Genomic DNA, 16,896 nt, shown 5'->3' on the forward strand with positions numbered 1-16,896 from the left:
TTGGCGGTGGGCTCAGCGCAGCAGGTACTGGTTGAGCAGGTTTTCGTAACGCTCCTGCTTGCCGCTGATCTGCTTCGGCTCGCCGCCCTTCGCGCCGAGTGCGGCCAGCTCGCTCAGGCTCAGTGCGCCCTGTTCGAAGTCCCTGCCCGCGCCGCTGTCGAAGCTGGCGTAACGCTCCTTGCGCCACTGTTCCCAGGGCGATTCGTTGAGCAGGCCGTGGGCCACTTCCAGGCCGCGCGCAAAGGCGTCCATGCCACCGATATGGGCAATGAACAGGTCTTCCAGGTCGGTGGATTCGCGGCGCACCTTGGCGTCGAAGTTCAGGCCGCCTTCCAGGCCGCCCTGGCGCAGCACCACCAGCATGGCGCCCACGGTGTCGTACAGGTCGGTCGGGAACTGGTCGGTATCCCAGCCGTTCTCGCCATTGCCGCGGTTGGCGTCGATGCTGCCCAGCAGGCCGTGGTCCGAGGCGACCTGCAGGTCGTGCTCGAAGGTGTGGCCCGCGAGCGTGGCGTGGTTCGCCTCGATGTTGAGCTTGAAGTCCTTGTGCAGGCCATGCTCTTTCAGGAAGCCGGCCACCGTGGCGCTGTCGAAGTCGTACTGGTGCTTCATCGGCTCCATCGGCTTGGGCTCGATCAGGAAGTTGCCCTTCAGGCCGATGCTGCGGCCGTAGTCGCGCGCCATGGTGAGGAAGCGGGCGAAGTGGTCGACCTCGCGCTTCATCTGGGTGTTCACCAGCGAGGCGTAGCCTTCGCGGCCGCCCCAGAACACGTAATGTTCGCCGCCCAGTTCCACCGTGGCTTCCAGTGCGGCCTTCACCTGCACGGCGGCACGCGCCACCACGGCGAAATCGGGATTGGTGGACGCACCGTTCATGTAGCGCGGGTGCGAGAACAGGTTGGCGGTGCCCCACAACAGCTTCATGCCGGTGGCGTCCTGCCGTTCCTTGGCCAGGCCGACCATGTGCTTGAGGTTCTTTTCGTACACGCCGACATCGTCGGCATCCGGCGAAAGGTCGATGTCGTGGAAGCACCAGTACGGCACGCCCAGCTTGGTGAAGAACTCGAACGCGGCGTCCACCTTGGCTTCGGCCGTGGCTATCGGCGAACCGGCTTCCCACGGGAAGTGGCGGGTGCCCGGGCCGAACGGGTCGTGCCCGGCGTTGCAGAAGGTGTGCCAGTAACAGACCGCGAAGCGCATGTGCTCCTGCATGGTCTTGCCGCCGATGACCTTGTTCGCGTCATAGACCTTGAACGCGAGCGGGTTGTCCGAGCCCCGTCCTTCGAAGGGGATGCGGCCGATGCCGGGGAAGAATTCCTTGGCGCCGATGAAGGGCTGTGTGCTCATGGTGCAGGGTCCTTTCGTTGTGCGGGGTGTTGCGTAGCGGGAAATCAGCCGCGCTGCAGCGGCGTGATGGCGTCGAGAAAGCGCAGGTAGCGGGCGTAGGCTTCGGCATAGGCCGCAGTGCGCGTCGGTTCTGGGCGCGCCGCCAGCTGCGGATCGAGCGCCACGTGGCGGTTGGCGATGTCGGCGATGCTGTCGGCATCACCGCGTGCATGGCCCAGCGCCCACAGTGCCTGCAGGGCCGCACCGAATGCCGCGCCTTCGGACTGGGTGGGCACGTCCACCGGCAGCCCGAACACATCGGCGACCAGTTGGCGCCATGCGGCGCTGTTGCTGCCGCCGCCGGTGAGCACGATGCGGTCGAACTGCATGCCGGCGCGCACGAAGGCGTCGTAGCCGTACTTCAGGCTGTAGGTGGCCCCTTCCATGGCCGCGCGGTACAAGTGCGCCGGTGTCATGTTGGTGGTGTCCAACCCGGCGAGGACGCCTTTCCCGTGCGGCAGGTCCGGCGTGCGCTCGCCGTTGAGGAACGGCAGCATCACCAGGCCGTCCGCACCGGGCGGCGTGGTGCGCAGGTGCCCATCGCCGAAGCGGGTGCTGAAGTCGAAGGCGTCGGCCACCTGTTCGGTCACCACGGTGCAGTTCATGGTGCAGATCAACGGCAGCCAGCCGCCGGTGGACGAGCAGAACGCGGCCCATGCGCCGTCCGGGTCCACCACGGGCGTATCGGAATAGGCGAACAGCGTGCCCGAGGTGCCCAGGCTCATCGCCAGGCGCCCCGGTGCCACGCAGCCGGTGCCGATGGCCGCCATCATGTTGTCGCCGCCACCGACGGCCACCTTGACGCTCGCCGGCAGGCCGAACGCCTTCGCTGCGGCAGGGGCGATGTCGAACAAGGCGTCGGGCGCTGCGATGGGCGGCAGGCAGGCGGCAAGGTCGCGGTCCGGGTCGGTGGCGCGCAGCAGCTCGGGCGACCAGGTGCGGGTGCGCACGTCCAGCCAGCCGGTGCCGGAGGCATCCCCGTACTCGCAGAAACGTTCGCCGGTCAGCACGAAGTTGAGGTAGTCGTGCGGCAGCAGGATGGTGGCAAGCCGTGCATACGCGTCCGGCCGGTGCGTTTTCGTCCACGGCAGCTTGGAGGCGGTGTAGCCGCTCAGGATCGGGTTGCCGCCCAGTGCGATGGTCTGCGCCGTGCCACCTGCCGCGTCCATGATCTGCACGCATTCGGCCGAGGTGCTGGTGTCGCACCACAGCTTGGCCGGTGCCAGAACCTCCCCTGCCGCATCCACGGGCACGAAGCCGTGCTGCTGGCCCGAGACGGCCAGCGACGCGATCCGTGATCGCACGTTGGCCGGAATCGCCGCAAAGCAGGCGTGCAGCGCGGCCACCCAATCCGCCGGGCGTTGCTCGCGGCTGCCATCGGCACCGCTGTCCAGTTCGAGCGGCGCGCTGGTGCTGGCCACCACGCTGCGCTTGGCCGGGTCGTAGACCAGCACTTTCAGGCTCTGCGTACCTGCATCGATTCCGGCAACCAGCTCCATCCCTTGCACCCCGTAGTTTCTGAAAGGTAGCGCTACCAATTTCATGCGACAAAGCGGTTTCCCGCTAAGCGACGGCCATGCCCCGTTGCCACACTTCCGGTGCAGCCTTGCAGTAGCGCGCGATGAAGTCCGCCTGCGACGGCATGGTCGCCACCGCCTGCTGCACCGGCTGCTGGATCCGCGCCAGCAGCGTGCGCAGGTCGGCATCGCTGATGGCGCGTGCCAACGGGTGCGGCGGCCCCGGCTGGATGCCCTGCCCCATCAGCACGCTGGTCCAGGAATCCACCCGGAACAGCTCGCCCGGGTCCTGCCAGGCATGGGCGCGTTCGCGCCAGGCGCGCAGACGCACCGCCAGCGATTCGGGCAGTTCCATCTCGCGGCAGGCCTTCCACATCGGCTCGTCGCGCTGGGTGGCGTGGTAATGCAGGATGATGAAGTCGCGCACGTGCTCCATTTCCTGGCGGCTGACATCGTTGTACAGGTCCACCAGCGTCGGGCTGATGCCATCGAACGGGAACAGCTGGATCAGGCGCACCACGGCGCTGATCGTGAGGTGGATGCTGGTCGATTCCAGCGGCTCGATGAAGCCACTGGCCAGCCCCAGCGCCACCACGTTCTTGTTCCAGGCCTTCAACCGGCGCCCGCTGCGGAACGGCACCAGCCAGGGATCGCGCAGCGGCTCGCCTTCGACGTCGCGCAGCAGCTTGGCCTGCGCCTCGTCGTCGGACATGTGCCGGCTGGAGAACACCAGCCCGCAGCCGACCCGGTGCTGCAGGGCGATATGCCAACGCCAGCCCGCCTCGTGCGCGATGGCGCGGGTGTACGGCACCGGTGGCTTGACCGATTCGGTCTGCACGGCAACCGCGCGGTCACTGGGCAGCCATTCGTTCCAGCCTTCGTAGCCGGTGTTCAGGGTCTGCTCGGTCAACAGGCCGCGGAAGCCGGTGCAGTCGATGAACAGGTCGCCCTCGAGCACCTGGCCGTCTTCCAGCACCAGCGCCGCAACGGAGCCGTCGTGGGCATGCTGCCGTACTTCGCGGATCTTGCCTTCCACCCGGCGCAGGCCCTGCGCCTCCGCGCGGCGGCGCAGGAATTTCGCGTAGAGACTGGCGTCGAAGTGGTAGGCGTAGTTGACCTGCGGCTGGGTGTGCAGCGAGAACTGGTCGCCGCGTGAGGCCACGCTTTCCAGGCAGAAGTCGCCCAGGTCCGAGGGCATGCCACGGCGCAGGCTGTCCAGCCAGAAATGATGGAACGGCGTGGCCCAGGTGTTCTGCCCGATGGTGCCGAAGGGATGGATGAAGCGCTCGCCCGGGCGACGCCAGTTCTCGAACGAGATCGAGAGCTTGAACGTGCCGGCCACGGCCTGCATGAACTCCTGCTCATCGATCTGCAGGTAGCGGTGAAAGGTGCGGATGGGCGGCACGGTGGACTCGCCCACGCCGACGGTGCCGATCTGTTCGGACTCTACCAGGGTGATGTCCAGCTGGTCGCGGAACTGGTGCGACAACGCGCAGCCAGCCAGCCAGCCTGCGGTGCCACCGCCGGCGATGACCACTTTGCGGATGCGCCCTTCTGTCGTGTTCGCAGCGTTCAATGCGATGCTCCCATCAGCGGTTGAGTCGACTGAGCAGCTGCGCGCGCGTGCGGCGCGCCTGCGTCTCGTCGAACGGTGCAAGCTCACCCCGGGCGGCGTCGGGCAGGTGCTGCCCTGCGCGCTCGCCGGGACCGAACACGTAGTACTCGAAGATCTTTGCCCAGGCCTGCTTCTCGCGCGCAGGCAGGTCGCGCAGCGCCCACATCGCATGCTGCAGTGCCGGCAGCGGTGAGGACAGGAAGCTGGGCACACTGCGCCACCAGTAGTTCACCAGCACGTTGAACGGTTCCAGGCTGCGTACGTGGTGCCACCACATGCTGGGAATGAAAATGGCGTCGCCGGGCTCCAGCACGGCGGTCTGTGCGCTGGCCAGCGCGTCACGGAAGCGCGGATGGCGGTCGAAATCCGGCTGATCGAAATCCACCACGCTGACCACCTGACCGCCCGGGGTGGGTTCCAGCGGGCCCGGGTAGAGGTTGTCGATCTGCTCCGGCGGAAACAGGGTGAACTTCCGCCGGCCCACGGCGCAGCACGCCAGGTTGTCCGGCGTGTCGTAATGGCAGGAGGCGGTGACGCGGTTGCCGATCCAGATGCTGGCCGAGGCATCGATGCCCTGCCCCGCCAGCCCGGCGTCGTTGGCCTGGGCGAAGCCGGGCAACGCACGCTCGATCAGCAGCGAGGCGACATAGTAGGTGGGCGGCCGGGCGGCCTCGAGGGTGTCGCCAATCTCGTCCAGCACCTGGCTCAGCAGCCCGCGCCGCACTTCAAAGTTCAACTGGGTGAAGTCATCGTTGTAGAACGGACGCCCGGCGATCTCCGGGCCGCCGAAGGAATACTGCACCGGCACGCCGGCGTCGAATCCGCGCAGGTAACCCAGCGCCTCCTGCGTGGAGCGCAGGCTGGCCTGCACCAGCGCCCAGTCCCGTGCAATGCCACGCAGCACCACCGGCTCACCGGCGGCGACCAGCGCCTCCAGCGGCAGCGCATCGGGCTGCAGGCCTTCGAGTGTGCGCATGGCAACGCCGTCGAGCATCGCTCAGTTCCTGCCCGCGGCCATGGCGGCATCCTGCGTGCGCAGCCGACGCTGTTTCTCGGCGATCAGCCGCCGCATGTTGTGCAGCGAGGCCAGCATCAGGTACGCGCCTTCCAGGTAGCCGGCGCGGTTGAGTTCGGCCAGCGCCGTACCGTCCAGCTGGGCCAGGCGGTCGCGGTCGATGGCGTGCAGGCCGTTGACGTTGACCCGATTCTGCGGGTCGAGCTGCACGTCGAGCGTGACCGGTTGAATCAGTCCTTTCGTGTCGAGCATGGCAAACATCTCGGCGCCAAAGGCATGGCCGTCGTGGATGCCACGCAACACGGTTGCGATATGGTCCAGGTACGCGCTGTTGCCGCCCTGCGGCAGGAACACCGGCTCACCCTGCGAGGTATTTACGCGCGGGTGGTCGAGGTCCACGTGCAGCACCGCTTCCTGTGTGAGCGCGCCATCGATGCGATGTTCCTGGAACCCGATCAGGAACGGCCCCTTGGCCGCTGCCCCGGGCAGATAGGACGCATTCCAGCGGCCGTCCTGCAGGTACAGGTTCTCGTGCTGCTCGAACCCCAGCAGCACCACCGACTGCCACTCGCCCGAGGCGGTGTCCTTGCGCAGGAAGATCGGGTATTCCCGCTGCAGCTCGGCGTACTCGCTCGGGTAGGCCGGCACCATGCCGACCGCGTCGCCAAATTCGGGCCCGAAACCGGTCGCTACACGCAGCTCCCGGTGGGCAATGTTGTTGAGCATTTCGTAACGCGGCATGTGTAGTCCAATCCCTGCAGGAGCCTGCACGGGTGCCGCTGCCGAGACAGCGGCACCCGTGGCCTGTTCAGAACCTGTAACGAACGCCAAACATGTAACGCGGATCCTGGTCGGCCAGTTTCACCATCATCTGCGAGGTGCGGGAGCGCCAACGCACGTCCTCACCGGTGAGATTGATCGCTTCCAGGCTGAACGACCAGTTGTCATTGAGCGTGTATCCCACGCTGAGGTCCCACTGGTCGTACGCTTCCACATAGTACGGGTTTCGGCTGGAGCCCTGGTTGGCCAGGATCAGGTACTTGTCGCGCCAGTTCCAGGCCAGGCGGACCGACCAGCCATACTTTTCGTACATCAGCATGGCGTTGGCGGTGTCGCTGAGGCCGGTGAGCGAGAACTGGTCGACGTTGGGATCCCCGCCGTCGTTGAAGCCCACGTCGCCATTGACGATGGTGTAGTTGGCCAGCACGCCGAACCCGGTGTCGCCGAAGAAGTACTGCCCGCCCAGCTCCCAGCCATGCAGCGTGGACTGGTTCTGGTTGATGGGGCGGTTCACGTCGAACTGGTACAGCGGGTCGGCCGCCGTGCCATACAGGTCGTACGCCGCCTCGGTGGCCAGCACCTGTGCGTCGGTGCCGTTGTAGGCGCCCAGCCCGGCCGGGTTGTTGCGCAGCAGCGCCAGCGCGGTGAACAGCGAGGTGTCATTGGCCGAGCAGGCCGCCGCGTTGGCCGGGCCCACCTGGGCGAGGCAGGCTCCACTGGTCAGGAAGCCCAGCGCCGTCTGTGCGTCCGGCCCGGAGGTCGGGTCGCGCAGCCCGTACAGGTTTTCCCGCACGACGGTGTTGCCGACGAAGTTGTCGACCCGCTTGTTCCAGTAGGTCACCGACAGGTAGCTGGCATCGGCGAAGTACCATTCCAGTGCCAGATCGAGGTTATCCGACTCCAGCGGCTTCAGGGCCGGGTTCTGCGCCGTGCCGCTGGCCCGCGAAGACGGGTCGATCAGCACCGAGCCGAACGGCTGTTGTGCGGTCGGGCCGGCATACAGGTTGCCGATCGGCGCACGGGCGATGCTCTTGCCGAACGAGATTCGCCCCTTCAGGTCGTCCAACAGGTCGATGCTGAAGTCCAGGTTGGGCAGGATGTAGCTGTAACTGGTCTTCTCGGTGAAGGGTTGCTTGTCATCGGACAGCAGCACGCGGAAGTCGTTGTTGGCCTGCCACTGGATGGATTCCGGCGTGGCGATGATCGAGGTCGACACGACATCGGTGGTTTCGTAGCGGACGCCCAGGCGCGTATTGGTGCGGTGGCCGCCCAGATCGCCGTCCAGCTCGATCTGGACATAGGCCGAGTTGGTCTTCTCTTCGACCCGGTTGTCGGCGGCATTCTGTGGGCTCACGCCCAGGTTGGCGCCGTAGTACTGCCCTGCCCACTGCGCCAGCCGGCCCGCGTCACCGCGCCAGGCGCTGAAGCTGTTGACGTTGAAGTCGTTGAACAGGCCGACGATATTCACCGGCTGCAGCAGGTCCATCAGGCCGTTGGCCACATCGCCGTTGACATTGGCTACGCCCCAATCGCCCAGCGTGTTGTAGTTCTCCGCGGCCTGGATGCGGTGGGTGGTCTGCTTGCTGGAATCCACGCCGAACTGGAAGCGGCCCTTGTCGAAGGCCCACTCGCCGTCAACGCGACCCTGCTTGATCTCGCTGATCTGGGTCTGCGAATTGATGCGCAGCACCTGCGAGCCGATCTCGCCCGACGTGAAGCCGCCGTTGACGATGCCATTTGTCTTGGCGATGGCATCGGCAGCGGTCGGGTACCAGACCTGGGTGCCCACCGGCAGGCCGTTGTTCCAGACCATTTCCTGCACATAGGTGCCACCGCACTGCGGCCCGGTGGTGCAGTTGTTGGTGCCGGCGATACTGGAGAAGATGGAGCCACCGCCGGTGAGCGGATCGTTCGGCCGGCTCTCGTTCTTGGAGTCGTGGCCGTCGAAGCTCAGCTTGAAGCGGTCGGTGACGTTCCAGGTGGCATTGAAGCCAAGCGAACCCAGCTTGTACTTCTGCATGCTGCGCTGCTGTTCGAGCCCGAAGTCCTTGGTGCCGGCGATTTCGCGGATGTAGATCGGCGTGGCTACCGCACCGCTGGTATCGAAGGTCACGTCGGTGTAGTTGCTGTTCTGCAGCCACATGCCCTGCTCGCCACGATTCTCTTCGATCTCGTTGGTCGAATAGGTGTAGTCCAGGGTCAGGGTCACCGCGTCGGTCGGTGCAAACTGCAGCACCGCCTGGCCATTGATGCGCTCGCGTTCGAATTCGGCGAACGCATAGCGCAGGTCGTTCGGGCGCCCGTACAGCGCGCCGATCGCCGGTGCATTGGTCACCGTCGGGTTGCCGGGCAGGGTCCCCGTCCACGGCTGGATGTTCCAGTAATTGTTGGTGGCCTGCACCGACCCACCCTTGCGCTTCTGGTAGCTCGCGCTTACGCCAACGCCCCAGGTCTTGTCGGGGTTGGTGTAGCTGAATATGCCGGAGAGTTCAGGGGTCAGGTCGTTGTCGAACGGCTGGCTCTGGTCGGAGACGATCTTGGCCCCGGCGCTGGCAACAGTGCCCTCATGGTCGAACGGACGCGCGGTGAGGATGTTGATGGTTGCGCCGATGCCGCCGCTGGGCACGTTGGCCTGGCTGGTCTTGTAGACCTCGATGCCATTGACCGCTTCGGCCGCCAACTGCGCGAAGTTGAAGGCGCGCGTACCGCCGTCCACACCGCCGATGGCGACCTGCCCCGCCGCACCGAACGCGTCGGCACCGGGCATCTGGCGGCCGTTGAGGGTCACCATGTTGAACTGCGGGCCAAAACCACGCGCGGTAACCTGCGCGCCTTCGCCATCACGACGCTCGATCGAGATGCCGGTGATGCGCTGCAGGGATTCTGCCAGATTGGTGTCCGGGAACTTGCCGATGTCTTCGGCACTGATCGCGTCCACCACGCCGGCCGAGTCGCGCTTGATGTCCATCGCCTGGCTGAGGCTGTTGCGGATGCCGGTCACCTGCACGGTGTCCAGCTGCGTCGGGCTGGCCTGGGCCTGCTGCGTGGCAGCGGGTGGCGTCGCCGGCGCGTCCTGCGCGAATGCGGGATTGATGACCAGGACGCCGCCCACGAAGGTGAACATGGCCCTGGAAGTGAACTTCGCCAGCTTCCTGCTCATGAATGAGCCCTCAGATCTGGGATACGACGGAAAGTACAAGCGCTCATGACTCTCCCCTCTGACATACGATCGAATGGATGTATCGCCCCTTCTGGGGCACGTACGGGCGACGCCCGTCTTCCACACCGAACATCGCAGTGCGCGTTGCGTGCACTGCGAGTCAACCTTCTTTACAGGCTTGCCAGAACAACCGCGCGGTAAAGGGGGGGTACTCGCTGAGCCTTACCCCGGCTCAGTGGTAGCGCTACCATCGCGTCAGGGCGCAGACTAATCACTCGATGACAGCCCTGTCATCATGCAGCGCAGCAAAGGAATTGATTCCTTGAAAAACAGCCAGAAAGTGGTGCGTCGGAAGGGCAGCGCAGTCACCATCGATGCCGTCGCGGCGCACGCCGGCGTTTCGGCCATGACGGTTTCGCGTGTAATCAATGGCCATTCAAGCGTGCGCGACGACAACCGCGAACGGGTCATGCGCAGCGTGCTCGAACTGGACTATCGGCCCAACCTGGCGGCAAGCGCGTTGGCGGCGGCACAACACACCTGCATCGCGTTGATCTATACCAACCCCAGTTCCAGCTACCTGCGCGAACTGCTGGTCGGTGCGATGCGTGGCTCTACGCGGGCGGCCGCGCAGATGGTGATCGCCACCTGGGATGGGCTGGGCCCCAAGGCGCGCCGCGAGGCGGCGCGGCAGCTGTGCAGCAGCGTTGCGGGCGTGATTCTGCCGCCGCCGCTGTGCGAATCGAAGGAGATCGTGGACGCATTCGTCAACGCCGGCATTCCCGTCGTCTCGATCGCCTCCAGCCATTTCAGCGATCGGATTTCCTGCGTGCGCATCGACGACCGCATGGCGAGCCAGGAGATGGTGGCGCATTTGATTGCGCACGGGCACACCCGCATCGGCTACATCACCGGCGACCCGAACCAGACCGCCAGCGCACACCGTTGGCAGGGCTATCGCGATGCACTGGCTGCTGCGGGCATCGGCTACGACGCTGCGCTCGTCCAGCCGGGCTATTTCACCTATCGCTCTGGGCTGGAGGCGGCCGAAACACTGTTGACACTGCCCCAGCCGCCGAGTGCGATCTTCGCCAGCAACGACGACATGGCGTCTGCCGTGGTTTCGGTGGCACACCGTCGCGGCCTGGAGGTACCAGGCGATCTTTCGGTGGTGGGTTTCGATGACACCTCGGCCTCAACGATGGTGTGGCCGGAACTGACCACCGTCCATCAGCCGGTGGCGGAGATGGCGGATGCCGCCATCGATATCCTGCTGCGCGAGGTGCGTCGCTCCCCTGCCTCGCCGCGCGTTACCGTGAACCAGGTGCTCGCGCACGCGTTGATCTTGCGCGATTCGGTGTCACGCCCTTAGCGCATCGAAAAGAAGCCGTCTCAGTTTGGGCGGTCGCGGATTACTTGCCCGCGCCCGCGCTGTTGCCGCCGTCATTCTGCGCCGTCGCGCGACTCTTCGCGAAGTCCGGGAAGGTTTCCGCAAGCGACTGGGTGTCCGGCAGGATGTAGAACACGCCGCCCTTCTCGAACGTCGGCTGGATGACACGCGCGTAGAAGTCCGGGTTGACGTTGATGCAGCCGTGCGTGACACGGTTGTCGTCCGGCGAGGGTGACTCGAGGCGTTCGACACGCCGCTCGGCCGGAACGCCCATCGCGGTGGGGTGCATGGAAATCGCACTGTCGTAGTCCACCCACAGCACGCGCCCGGCGTCGAGTGAGGGGCCGTAACCGCCGATGAAGCGGCCCGCCGGGGTAGTACGGTCCTGGCCCGGGATTTCCTTGAGCGCGTAACCGGTCACGCCCGGCGCCGTATGATCGCCAACTGCGGAGCCGAACAGGCCCGGCGTGGCACCCAGCAGCTTGCCGTTACCGTCGAAGACGAAGATCTGGGCGGCGCCCTTGTCCATCACCGCGAACGGATAGCCTTCGGTGTCCCGGCTTGCCTTGATCCAGCCAGCGAGCTGGATGACCGTGTCGGACACGGGCTGGTCGGGCGGCAGCTGGTCGTTGGAGGGCGCTGCGGTGGATGCCGCCTGTTCGGTCGGCTCCTGGGTACGGGCCACGGCGGGGCCGGCCAACGCCAGTGCCAAGGCCAGCGCCAGAGCGCCACAGGTAGCTCGGAGTGCGGGGTAATGGGACATGTTGATGGGGGAATTCCTTGGAGCCACTACAGGGTAAAACAAAGATGCCGGTGGCCAGTAAAGGCCACCGGGTCTCCGGTTTCATACTTCGCTACATCACACGCAGAAAGCGATCAGCCGCGCGGCTGGCGCTTCGGCGGGACCTGTTCGAGACGCTGCACGCGGCTCTCGATCTGGTCCAGACGCTGGTTGGCCTGCTGTGCCGACTGGTTCGCCGATTCGGCACTCTGGGCTGCGCCCTGCACCTTCGTATCCAGGGAATCGAGGCGCGAGTTGATCGTCGCGAACTCTTCCTTGTAGGTGGCGCAGCCGCCAAGGCCCAAGGTGGCAACAAGGGCCACGCCCAGCACCACATTCTTCTTGGTCATCATCATTCCAGTACTCCTTCTCGGGTTCATGTAAAGTGCGCCCCCCATGCAGCGAGATGATGGCGCTGCAATGCGTACATGGACTGTGAAGACCCTGAAGGCCGATTCAGCCGGCTGTTGGCGCCTTGCCTACCCTGTCCACACGACCGGAATACCACCAATTCACCTGCACTGTTCGGCAATATCGATGCCATCCCGATGCTTCAGGATGAAGGCCTCCAGCCCCGTCGGCTCGCCATGGATCAGCCCCGATGCCCCAGGTCGACCCTCGGGGGTAAGTTGGGCGTACAGATGCTCTCGAAACGCCCGAAGAGCGGGCGCACGTTGATCGGTGTTCCCAAACGTGTTTGCAGTCAGCAATATCGGGCCATTGTCGATCAACAGCAGAGGCACACCCTTGCAGGTGAATTCGAAAGACGTACCTCGATCTGGCCCGAGATGCACCCTGATCCCCTTCGATTCAACCGTTCTTGCAAAGGCTGACGCGTCGTCGCGAATCATTTTGTACTCTTCCACGGTCAAGGTCCTGAACGTGGACAGTTTGGACTCAAGACCGGTGGGAAAGAGCACCCAGACAAGTGCAGCTGCGAGGGCAGCCGCCAGGGCAGCAATCAGGATCAACGGAAAGACTGTTCTCATTTTTGCGCCTTGATCTGGCCCGCGGCTCCCGACTGTTTCAGCCACTGGGGCAGCGAGCGATACGCCATGGTTTCCTCAAGCACAATCACTGCAGGCAGGTGCTGGTTTGAACCCGCGCGGAGGCGCGCTCAACAACCACCTCTGCTCCCCCGCCCCGTTTCCCCCGTGCGACGAACGTGATCCTGTACGCCTCGTCCTGCAGGGCGGAGTTCACATCCACGTTGTCAACGTCAACGCCGCATCGCTTCGCCTCGCGAATGGCGGAAAGCAGCACTGATTCAAGTTGGGTTTTCGCTTCGCCACGTGACGCGCCAGTCGCGATGGCCGGAATCATCACGCCCACCAGGACCGCTGCCACGAGGTGCGTTCTCATGCTCACAAAAGGACTCCACTTTAGAGGTCAAGCAGTGAGGCGAGCACGGATGATATATCGGCATGGCGGTGTCCACGCCAACCAACAGACCGGATGCGGCGTCAATAATATGGCGCACCATTGAAATTGACGACCTCCAGCGGATTCTTCAAAATTTGGAGTCCACTACAGGGAGTTCAAACATGCAGCTGATTGCAGTTCTCGCACTTTCGCTTTCCGGCCTTGTCAGCGACGCGAAGCCCACCACCACCGCAGACACCGCCGCCCCGGCCAAGGCCGAAAGCTGCGACGACGTGCGCGCGCGGATGACGCCGCCGAACATGACGCCGGCGCAGCAGAACAAGATGCTGGATGCCGTGTCCGCGTGCTACGCCAAGGAAGAAGAGGACCGCAAGAAGGCCGACGCGGCCAACCCGAAGCCGAAGGGCGTGAACCTTTGGGACTGAGCTGCATTCCGCAGAGCCCATGATCCAGAACCCCGCCCCATGGCGGGGTTTTTCGTTGCTGCCCGGGAGATAGGAAGCGGGCATACTCCGATTTACCAAACGGGGTCACCAGGCCAGCATGCCAGCGTCTTACCTGCTCTTCTTCTTCGCCGGGCTGGGCGCCTTCAACGGCGTGGCGCTCGCCCTTTATCTGCTCTGCCGGCAACCGGTCCGGCCGGCGCAGTGCTGGCTGGCCGCGCTGGTACTGATGCTGAGCCTGCGCACGGGAAAGTCCGTGCTGTTCTATTTCTGGCCCGACGTCTCCAAGCTGGTGCTGCAAGTGGGGCTGACCGCCTGCTTCTTCATCGGCATCTGCTTGATCGGTTTCGTGCGCGCCTGGCTCGACCCCGATCGCAGGCGCACCCGGCATGATCCGACGGTCGCGCTGGGCCTGCTGGCGCTCGCCATCGTCTTCGGCCTGGCCTACCCCTATACCGAGCATGTGCGCCTGTGGGCGGGTCCGGTCTGGGCGTCCATACAGGTGATCTGGCTGGCGTGTCTGCTGGCGTCCGCCGGGCTGTTCCTGCGCGCCTCACGGCAGGTCAGCGCCGCCGGCGCGTCCGGTGCACCTGGTCGCGCCCATGTGGCCTCGGTCATCGCGGGCGTGGCGGTGATCTGGCTCGCGTATGCCACCGCCGGATTGACGTCATACATCGTCGGCGCCTTGTCCTTCTCGCTGGTGCTCTACCTGAGCATCACCGTGGCGGTGGCCCAGCGCAGACCTCCCGCCGTCACCGCGCCGTCCCTCGCCGCCGAGCCCTATCGGGACCGCAAGATCGCGCCGGCCGATGCCGAGGCGACCCTGCGCGCCCTGCATTCGCTGATGGCCGAGGAGGGCTTGTATAAGGACGCCCGCCTGACCCTGCCCAAACTCGCCCGGCGCCTGAACATACCCCCGGCCCGTCTGTCGCAGCTGCTCAACGACAACCACGGCACCGCGTTCAAGCCGTACCTGGCGCAGATCCGGGTGGAGGCGGCCAAGCAACTGCTGCGCACGCAGGCGGCCGTGCCGATGGATCAGGTGGCGGAGGCGTCTGGCTTCCTTTCTCTCTCCAGCTTCTACAGCAGCTTCAACAAGGTGGAGGGAACCCCGCCCGGCGCCTGGCGGCAGGCCCAGCTGCGCGCGGAAGCGGCTTCCTGAAACGCGTTTCAGGATTCCCCAAATACGCTTCAGGAGATTGATTCATAAGGGATTCCGCCAGACTTCCAGACACCTTTCCAGCGGAGTCTGCTGCATGTCTGCGTCCCCTTCCCTGCCGGCAGCCGCCGGCGTCATCTCTGTGCCGGCACGCGTCGCTGCCTGGCTCGCCATCGGCATCGCTTCGGTCGCACTGCTGTTCTCCCCCCGCGCGTACGCCGATCCGGACACGGACGGCCGCGAGGTCGCCGCGGTCATCCAGGACTACCTGCACGGCAGCTCCTACAACCAGCCCGATCAGCTCCGGCGCGCCTTCTACCCCGATGCGCGGCTCTACCTGAGCCAGGGCGTGGACGGCATGCGCGAGGTAAGCATCGCCGACTACGCCAACGGGTTCGCCCGGAACCCGGGGCAGTTCAACGGCCGCGTCGGACGCCTGCTGGGCGTCCAGATCGAGGGCAACATCGCCACCGCCAAGGCCGAAATCCTGATCGCCACGGCTCAGGCGCGCTTCGTCGACCTGTTCCTGTTGAAGAAGCTGGAGGGCCGCTGGCAGATCATCAGCAAGACCGCCACGCGCGAATCGGCGCCCGCCCATGGCCGCCAGGTGGTGCTGGTGGTGTCCAACGTGGACACCATGCCCGGGACCCGCCTCTCGGCCGGCAACAGCTTTTCGGAACTGATCCACGCCTATGCCGGGTTCCGCGCGGCCGGTTATGGCGTGCAGTTCGTCAGCCCCGCAGGCGGCGCGGTGCCGCTGGCCTATATCGATACCCGCAACCCGGAGCACAAGGCCGGCATCTACGACGCCGACATGATGTGGGCGCTAGCCAACACGCAGCGGCCGGACGAGGTGAACCCGGGTGAGTACGCCGCGCTGATGTACATCGGCGGCAGTGCGGCCATGTACGGCGTTGCCGAGCACCCGGGGCTGCAGGCGCTGGCGGTGCGCATCTACGAGCAGCAGGGTGGCATCGTGGCGGCCGTGTGCCACGGCAGCGCAGGGCTGGTGAACCTGACCCTTTCGGACGGCTCCGCACTGGTGGCGGGCAAGCGGGTTACCGGCTATCCCGATGCGTTCGAGGACATGGGCGCCCCCTACTACAAGACCTTCCCCTTCTCGATCGAGCAGCGGCTGCGGCAAGGCAAGGGCCGCTTCGCCCATGGCGCCCGTGGCACGGCGCATGTGGAGGCCGATGGCCGGCTGGTTACCGGGATGAACTGGGAATCCACCCCCGGCGTGGTGGCGGCGATCGTCAAGCAACTGGACGCCGAGTAGCCCGCGCGGGTTACTCCCCTTCCCGCCCGGCAAGGGTCATCACCCAACCGGGCACCATCGGCTCGTCCGCATAGAACACCTTGGGCACCTTCTCGGCCATGGCCCAGCGCTGGATCCAGCCCATGCCGGCGCCCCCGTTGTACCCGTCTTCATGCTGGTACGCCGGGTCCTGCATCGCGGTTTCAAGCGTTATGAAGTGGTAGCCGCGCCGGCGGGTGGCGGCCACCAGTTCTTCAATGCAATCGGCGTTGAGCGCGTTGGCATGCATCAGCCAGACCTGCGCCGGCAGCCGGCCCAGCAGCTGCTGCGAACGCTGTTCGTAGTAGTCCAGCTTGGTGAGCATGTACGGCACGTAGCCACGGCGCAGCCGCTGCAGCAGTGCGTCCCGATTGGCGGGGTCGGTCTCGGTATCGCGCACATGGTCATAGGCGAAGGCCCAGATCCACTCGCTGTTGTCGATAGTGACCGGGGCGATCTGATACCCGTGCTGCTGCAGGAACGTGGCCAGCGCGGCGCGAATCTGCGGCAATTGCCCGGCATGCAGGTACGGGTGCCGAAACCAGCGCGGCTCATGCCCGGTTTCGGCCAGCAGCGGCCGGAGCGTGGCTTCGCCGCGCAGGATGTCCTGCTCGTAAGCCTCCAGTGTCACCGCGTGCAGGTCCACGTGGCCGAAGGTGTGGTTGCCCAGCTCGAACCCGGCATCGCGCCAGTCACGCAGCATCTGCACCCGCGCAGGCTGCACCTGGCCGTCGACCTCGAGCTTGGCCTCGTTGACGAAGCCCACCACCGGCACGTCGGCGCGCTTAAGGGCGGCGATCAACTGCGCATGCTGGGCGGCCAGTTCGGGCTCGGCACGCTCGCCCAGCCGCTGCCAGGGAAGATCGTCGATGGTGAGCGCGATGCGCCGGTCTGGTTCGGCCGCATGGGCGATTCCCGCAATGCACAGCAACGCCAGCATGCCCCACCCCACAACGCCACTACGCACATG

The 16,896-nt window shown here is 65.6% G+C and carries 15 protein-coding genes; 4 read left to right on the forward strand and 11 right to left on the reverse strand.

From position 1 onward, the window contains the following. Nucleotides 1-12: 12 nt before the first annotated feature. The 6 genes from xylA to ACOZHM_RS01110 form a co-directional block, all read right to left on the reverse strand. Nucleotides 13-1,347, reverse strand: coding sequence for a xylose isomerase (gene xylA / locus ACOZHM_RS01085; protein WP_421567074.1), 1,335 nt, complete (start codon nucleotides 1,345-1,347; stop codon nucleotides 13-15). Between the two features lie 44 nt (nucleotides 1,348-1,391). Continuing rightward, nucleotides 1,392-2,885, reverse strand: a complete 1,494-nt coding sequence (xylB, locus tag ACOZHM_RS01090) for a xylulokinase (RefSeq protein WP_421567075.1) — start codon at nucleotides 2,883-2,885, stop codon at nucleotides 1,392-1,394. Between the two features lie 64 nt (nucleotides 2,886-2,949). Further along, a complete protein-coding gene (locus ACOZHM_RS01095) occupies nucleotides 2,950-4,479 on the reverse strand; it encodes a tryptophan halogenase family protein (protein ID WP_421567077.1) in 1,530 nt (509 codons plus the stop codon). Between the two features lie 13 nt (nucleotides 4,480-4,492). Beyond that, complete coding sequence (locus ACOZHM_RS01100; RefSeq protein ID WP_421567078.1) at nucleotides 4,493-5,512, reverse strand: cupin-like domain-containing protein; 1,020 nt, start codon at nucleotides 5,510-5,512, stop codon at nucleotides 4,493-4,495. Between the two features lie 3 nt (nucleotides 5,513-5,515). Next, on the reverse strand, nucleotides 5,516-6,274 hold the full coding sequence (locus ACOZHM_RS01105; protein WP_421567080.1) for a SapC family protein: 759 nt from the start codon (nucleotides 6,272-6,274) through the stop codon (nucleotides 5,516-5,518). Nucleotides 6,275-6,341: 67 nt separating this feature from the next. Further along, nucleotides 6,342-9,473, reverse strand: coding sequence for a TonB-dependent receptor (locus tag ACOZHM_RS01110; RefSeq protein ID WP_421567082.1), 3,132 nt, complete (start codon nucleotides 9,471-9,473; stop codon nucleotides 6,342-6,344). 295 nt (nucleotides 9,474-9,768) lie between these two features. On the opposite strand from ACOZHM_RS01110, the gene ACOZHM_RS01115 reads away from it, so the two are divergent. Next, nucleotides 9,769-10,845 (forward strand): LacI family DNA-binding transcriptional regulator, encoded by a 1,077-nt coding sequence (locus ACOZHM_RS01115; protein ID WP_421567084.1) that lies wholly within the window; start codon nucleotides 9,769-9,771, stop codon nucleotides 10,843-10,845. A gap of 40 nt (nucleotides 10,846-10,885) precedes the next feature. Here the strand turns inward: ACOZHM_RS01115 and ACOZHM_RS01120 are convergent, their stop codons facing one another. The 4 genes from ACOZHM_RS01120 to ACOZHM_RS01135 form a co-directional block, all read right to left on the reverse strand. Next, nucleotides 10,886-11,626, reverse strand: a complete 741-nt coding sequence (locus tag ACOZHM_RS01120; protein ID WP_421567086.1) for a hypothetical protein — start codon at nucleotides 11,624-11,626, stop codon at nucleotides 10,886-10,888. Between the two features lie 113 nt (nucleotides 11,627-11,739). Then, complete coding sequence (locus ACOZHM_RS01125) at nucleotides 11,740-12,000, reverse strand: hypothetical protein (RefSeq protein ID WP_421567088.1); 261 nt, start codon at nucleotides 11,998-12,000, stop codon at nucleotides 11,740-11,742. Between the two features lie 156 nt (nucleotides 12,001-12,156). Beyond that, nucleotides 12,157-12,615: a hypothetical protein gene (locus ACOZHM_RS01130; RefSeq protein WP_421567090.1), complete on the reverse strand. Its 459-nt coding sequence runs from the start codon at nucleotides 12,613-12,615 to the stop codon at nucleotides 12,157-12,159. A 103-nt stretch (nucleotides 12,616-12,718) separates the two neighbouring features. Continuing rightward, a complete protein-coding gene (locus ACOZHM_RS01135; RefSeq protein ID WP_421567091.1) occupies nucleotides 12,719-13,006 on the reverse strand; it encodes a hypothetical protein in 288 nt (95 codons plus the stop codon). A 182-nt stretch (nucleotides 13,007-13,188) separates the two neighbouring features. Here ACOZHM_RS01135 and ACOZHM_RS01140 point away from each other — a divergent pair, with 182 nt between their 5' ends. The 3 genes from ACOZHM_RS01140 (at nucleotide 13,189) to ACOZHM_RS01150 (ending at nucleotide 15,908) form a co-directional block, all read left to right on the forward strand. Then, nucleotides 13,189-13,452, forward strand: coding sequence for a hypothetical protein (locus ACOZHM_RS01140; protein ID WP_421567093.1), 264 nt, complete (start codon nucleotides 13,189-13,191; stop codon nucleotides 13,450-13,452). 118 nt (nucleotides 13,453-13,570) lie between these two features. After that, nucleotides 13,571-14,632, forward strand: a complete 1,062-nt coding sequence (locus tag ACOZHM_RS01145) for a helix-turn-helix domain-containing protein (protein WP_421567095.1) — start codon at nucleotides 13,571-13,573, stop codon at nucleotides 14,630-14,632. 94 nt (nucleotides 14,633-14,726) lie between these two features. Next, the gene (locus tag ACOZHM_RS01150; RefSeq protein WP_421567096.1) at nucleotides 14,727-15,908 is read left to right on the forward strand and encodes a nuclear transport factor 2 family protein; all 1,182 of its coding nucleotides are present in this window, start codon (nucleotides 14,727-14,729) and stop codon (nucleotides 15,906-15,908) included. A 10-nt stretch (nucleotides 15,909-15,918) separates the two neighbouring features. Here the strand turns inward: ACOZHM_RS01150 and ACOZHM_RS01155 are convergent, their stop codons facing one another. Further along, complete coding sequence (locus tag ACOZHM_RS01155) at nucleotides 15,919-16,866, reverse strand: polysaccharide deacetylase family protein (protein ID WP_421567097.1); 948 nt, start codon at nucleotides 16,864-16,866, stop codon at nucleotides 15,919-15,921. Nucleotides 16,867-16,896: the final 30 nt, after the last annotated feature.

This window comes from Stenotrophomonas sp. PD6, assembly GCF_049199305.1.
Taxonomy (GTDB): domain Bacteria; phylum Pseudomonadota; class Gammaproteobacteria; order Xanthomonadales; family Xanthomonadaceae; genus Stenotrophomonas.

What these genes read in the sequence shown, in the direction of transcription:
- xylA (WP_421567074.1), bottom strand. Translation starts at nt 1,347, where the DNA reads ATGAGCACACAGCCCTTCATCGGCGCCAAGGAATTCTTCCCCGGCATC.
- xylB (WP_421567075.1), bottom strand. Translation starts at nt 2,885, where the DNA reads ATGGAGCTGGTTGCCGGAATCGATGCAGGTACGCAGAGCCTGAAAGTG.
- ACOZHM_RS01100 (WP_421567078.1), bottom strand. Translation starts at nt 5,512, where the DNA reads ATGCTCGACGGCGTTGCCATGCGCACACTCGAAGGCCTGCAGCCCGAT.
- ACOZHM_RS01105 (WP_421567080.1), bottom strand. Translation starts at nt 6,274, where the DNA reads ATGCCGCGTTACGAAATGCTCAACAACATTGCCCACCGGGAGCTGCGT.
- ACOZHM_RS01110 (WP_421567082.1), bottom strand. Translation starts at nt 9,473, where the DNA reads ATGAGCAGGAAGCTGGCGAAGTTCACTTCCAGGGCCATGTTCACCTTC.
- ACOZHM_RS01115 (WP_421567084.1), top strand. Translation starts at nt 9,769, where the DNA reads ATGCAGCGCAGCAAAGGAATTGATTCCTTGAAAAACAGCCAGAAAGTG.
- ACOZHM_RS01120 (WP_421567086.1), bottom strand. Translation starts at nt 11,626, where the DNA reads ATGTCCCATTACCCCGCACTCCGAGCTACCTGTGGCGCTCTGGCGCTG.
- ACOZHM_RS01125 (WP_421567088.1), bottom strand. Translation starts at nt 12,000, where the DNA reads ATGATGATGACCAAGAAGAATGTGGTGCTGGGCGTGGCCCTTGTTGCC.
- ACOZHM_RS01135 (WP_421567091.1), bottom strand. Translation starts at nt 13,006, where the DNA reads ATGAGAACGCACCTCGTGGCAGCGGTCCTGGTGGGCGTGATGATTCCG.
- ACOZHM_RS01140 (WP_421567093.1), top strand. Translation starts at nt 13,189, where the DNA reads ATGCAGCTGATTGCAGTTCTCGCACTTTCGCTTTCCGGCCTTGTCAGC.
- ACOZHM_RS01145 (WP_421567095.1), top strand. Translation starts at nt 13,571, where the DNA reads ATGCCAGCGTCTTACCTGCTCTTCTTCTTCGCCGGGCTGGGCGCCTTC.
- ACOZHM_RS01150 (WP_421567096.1), top strand. Translation starts at nt 14,727, where the DNA reads ATGTCTGCGTCCCCTTCCCTGCCGGCAGCCGCCGGCGTCATCTCTGTG.
- ACOZHM_RS01155 (WP_421567097.1), bottom strand. Translation starts at nt 16,866, where the DNA reads ATGCTGGCGTTGCTGTGCATTGCGGGAATCGCCCATGCGGCCGAACCA.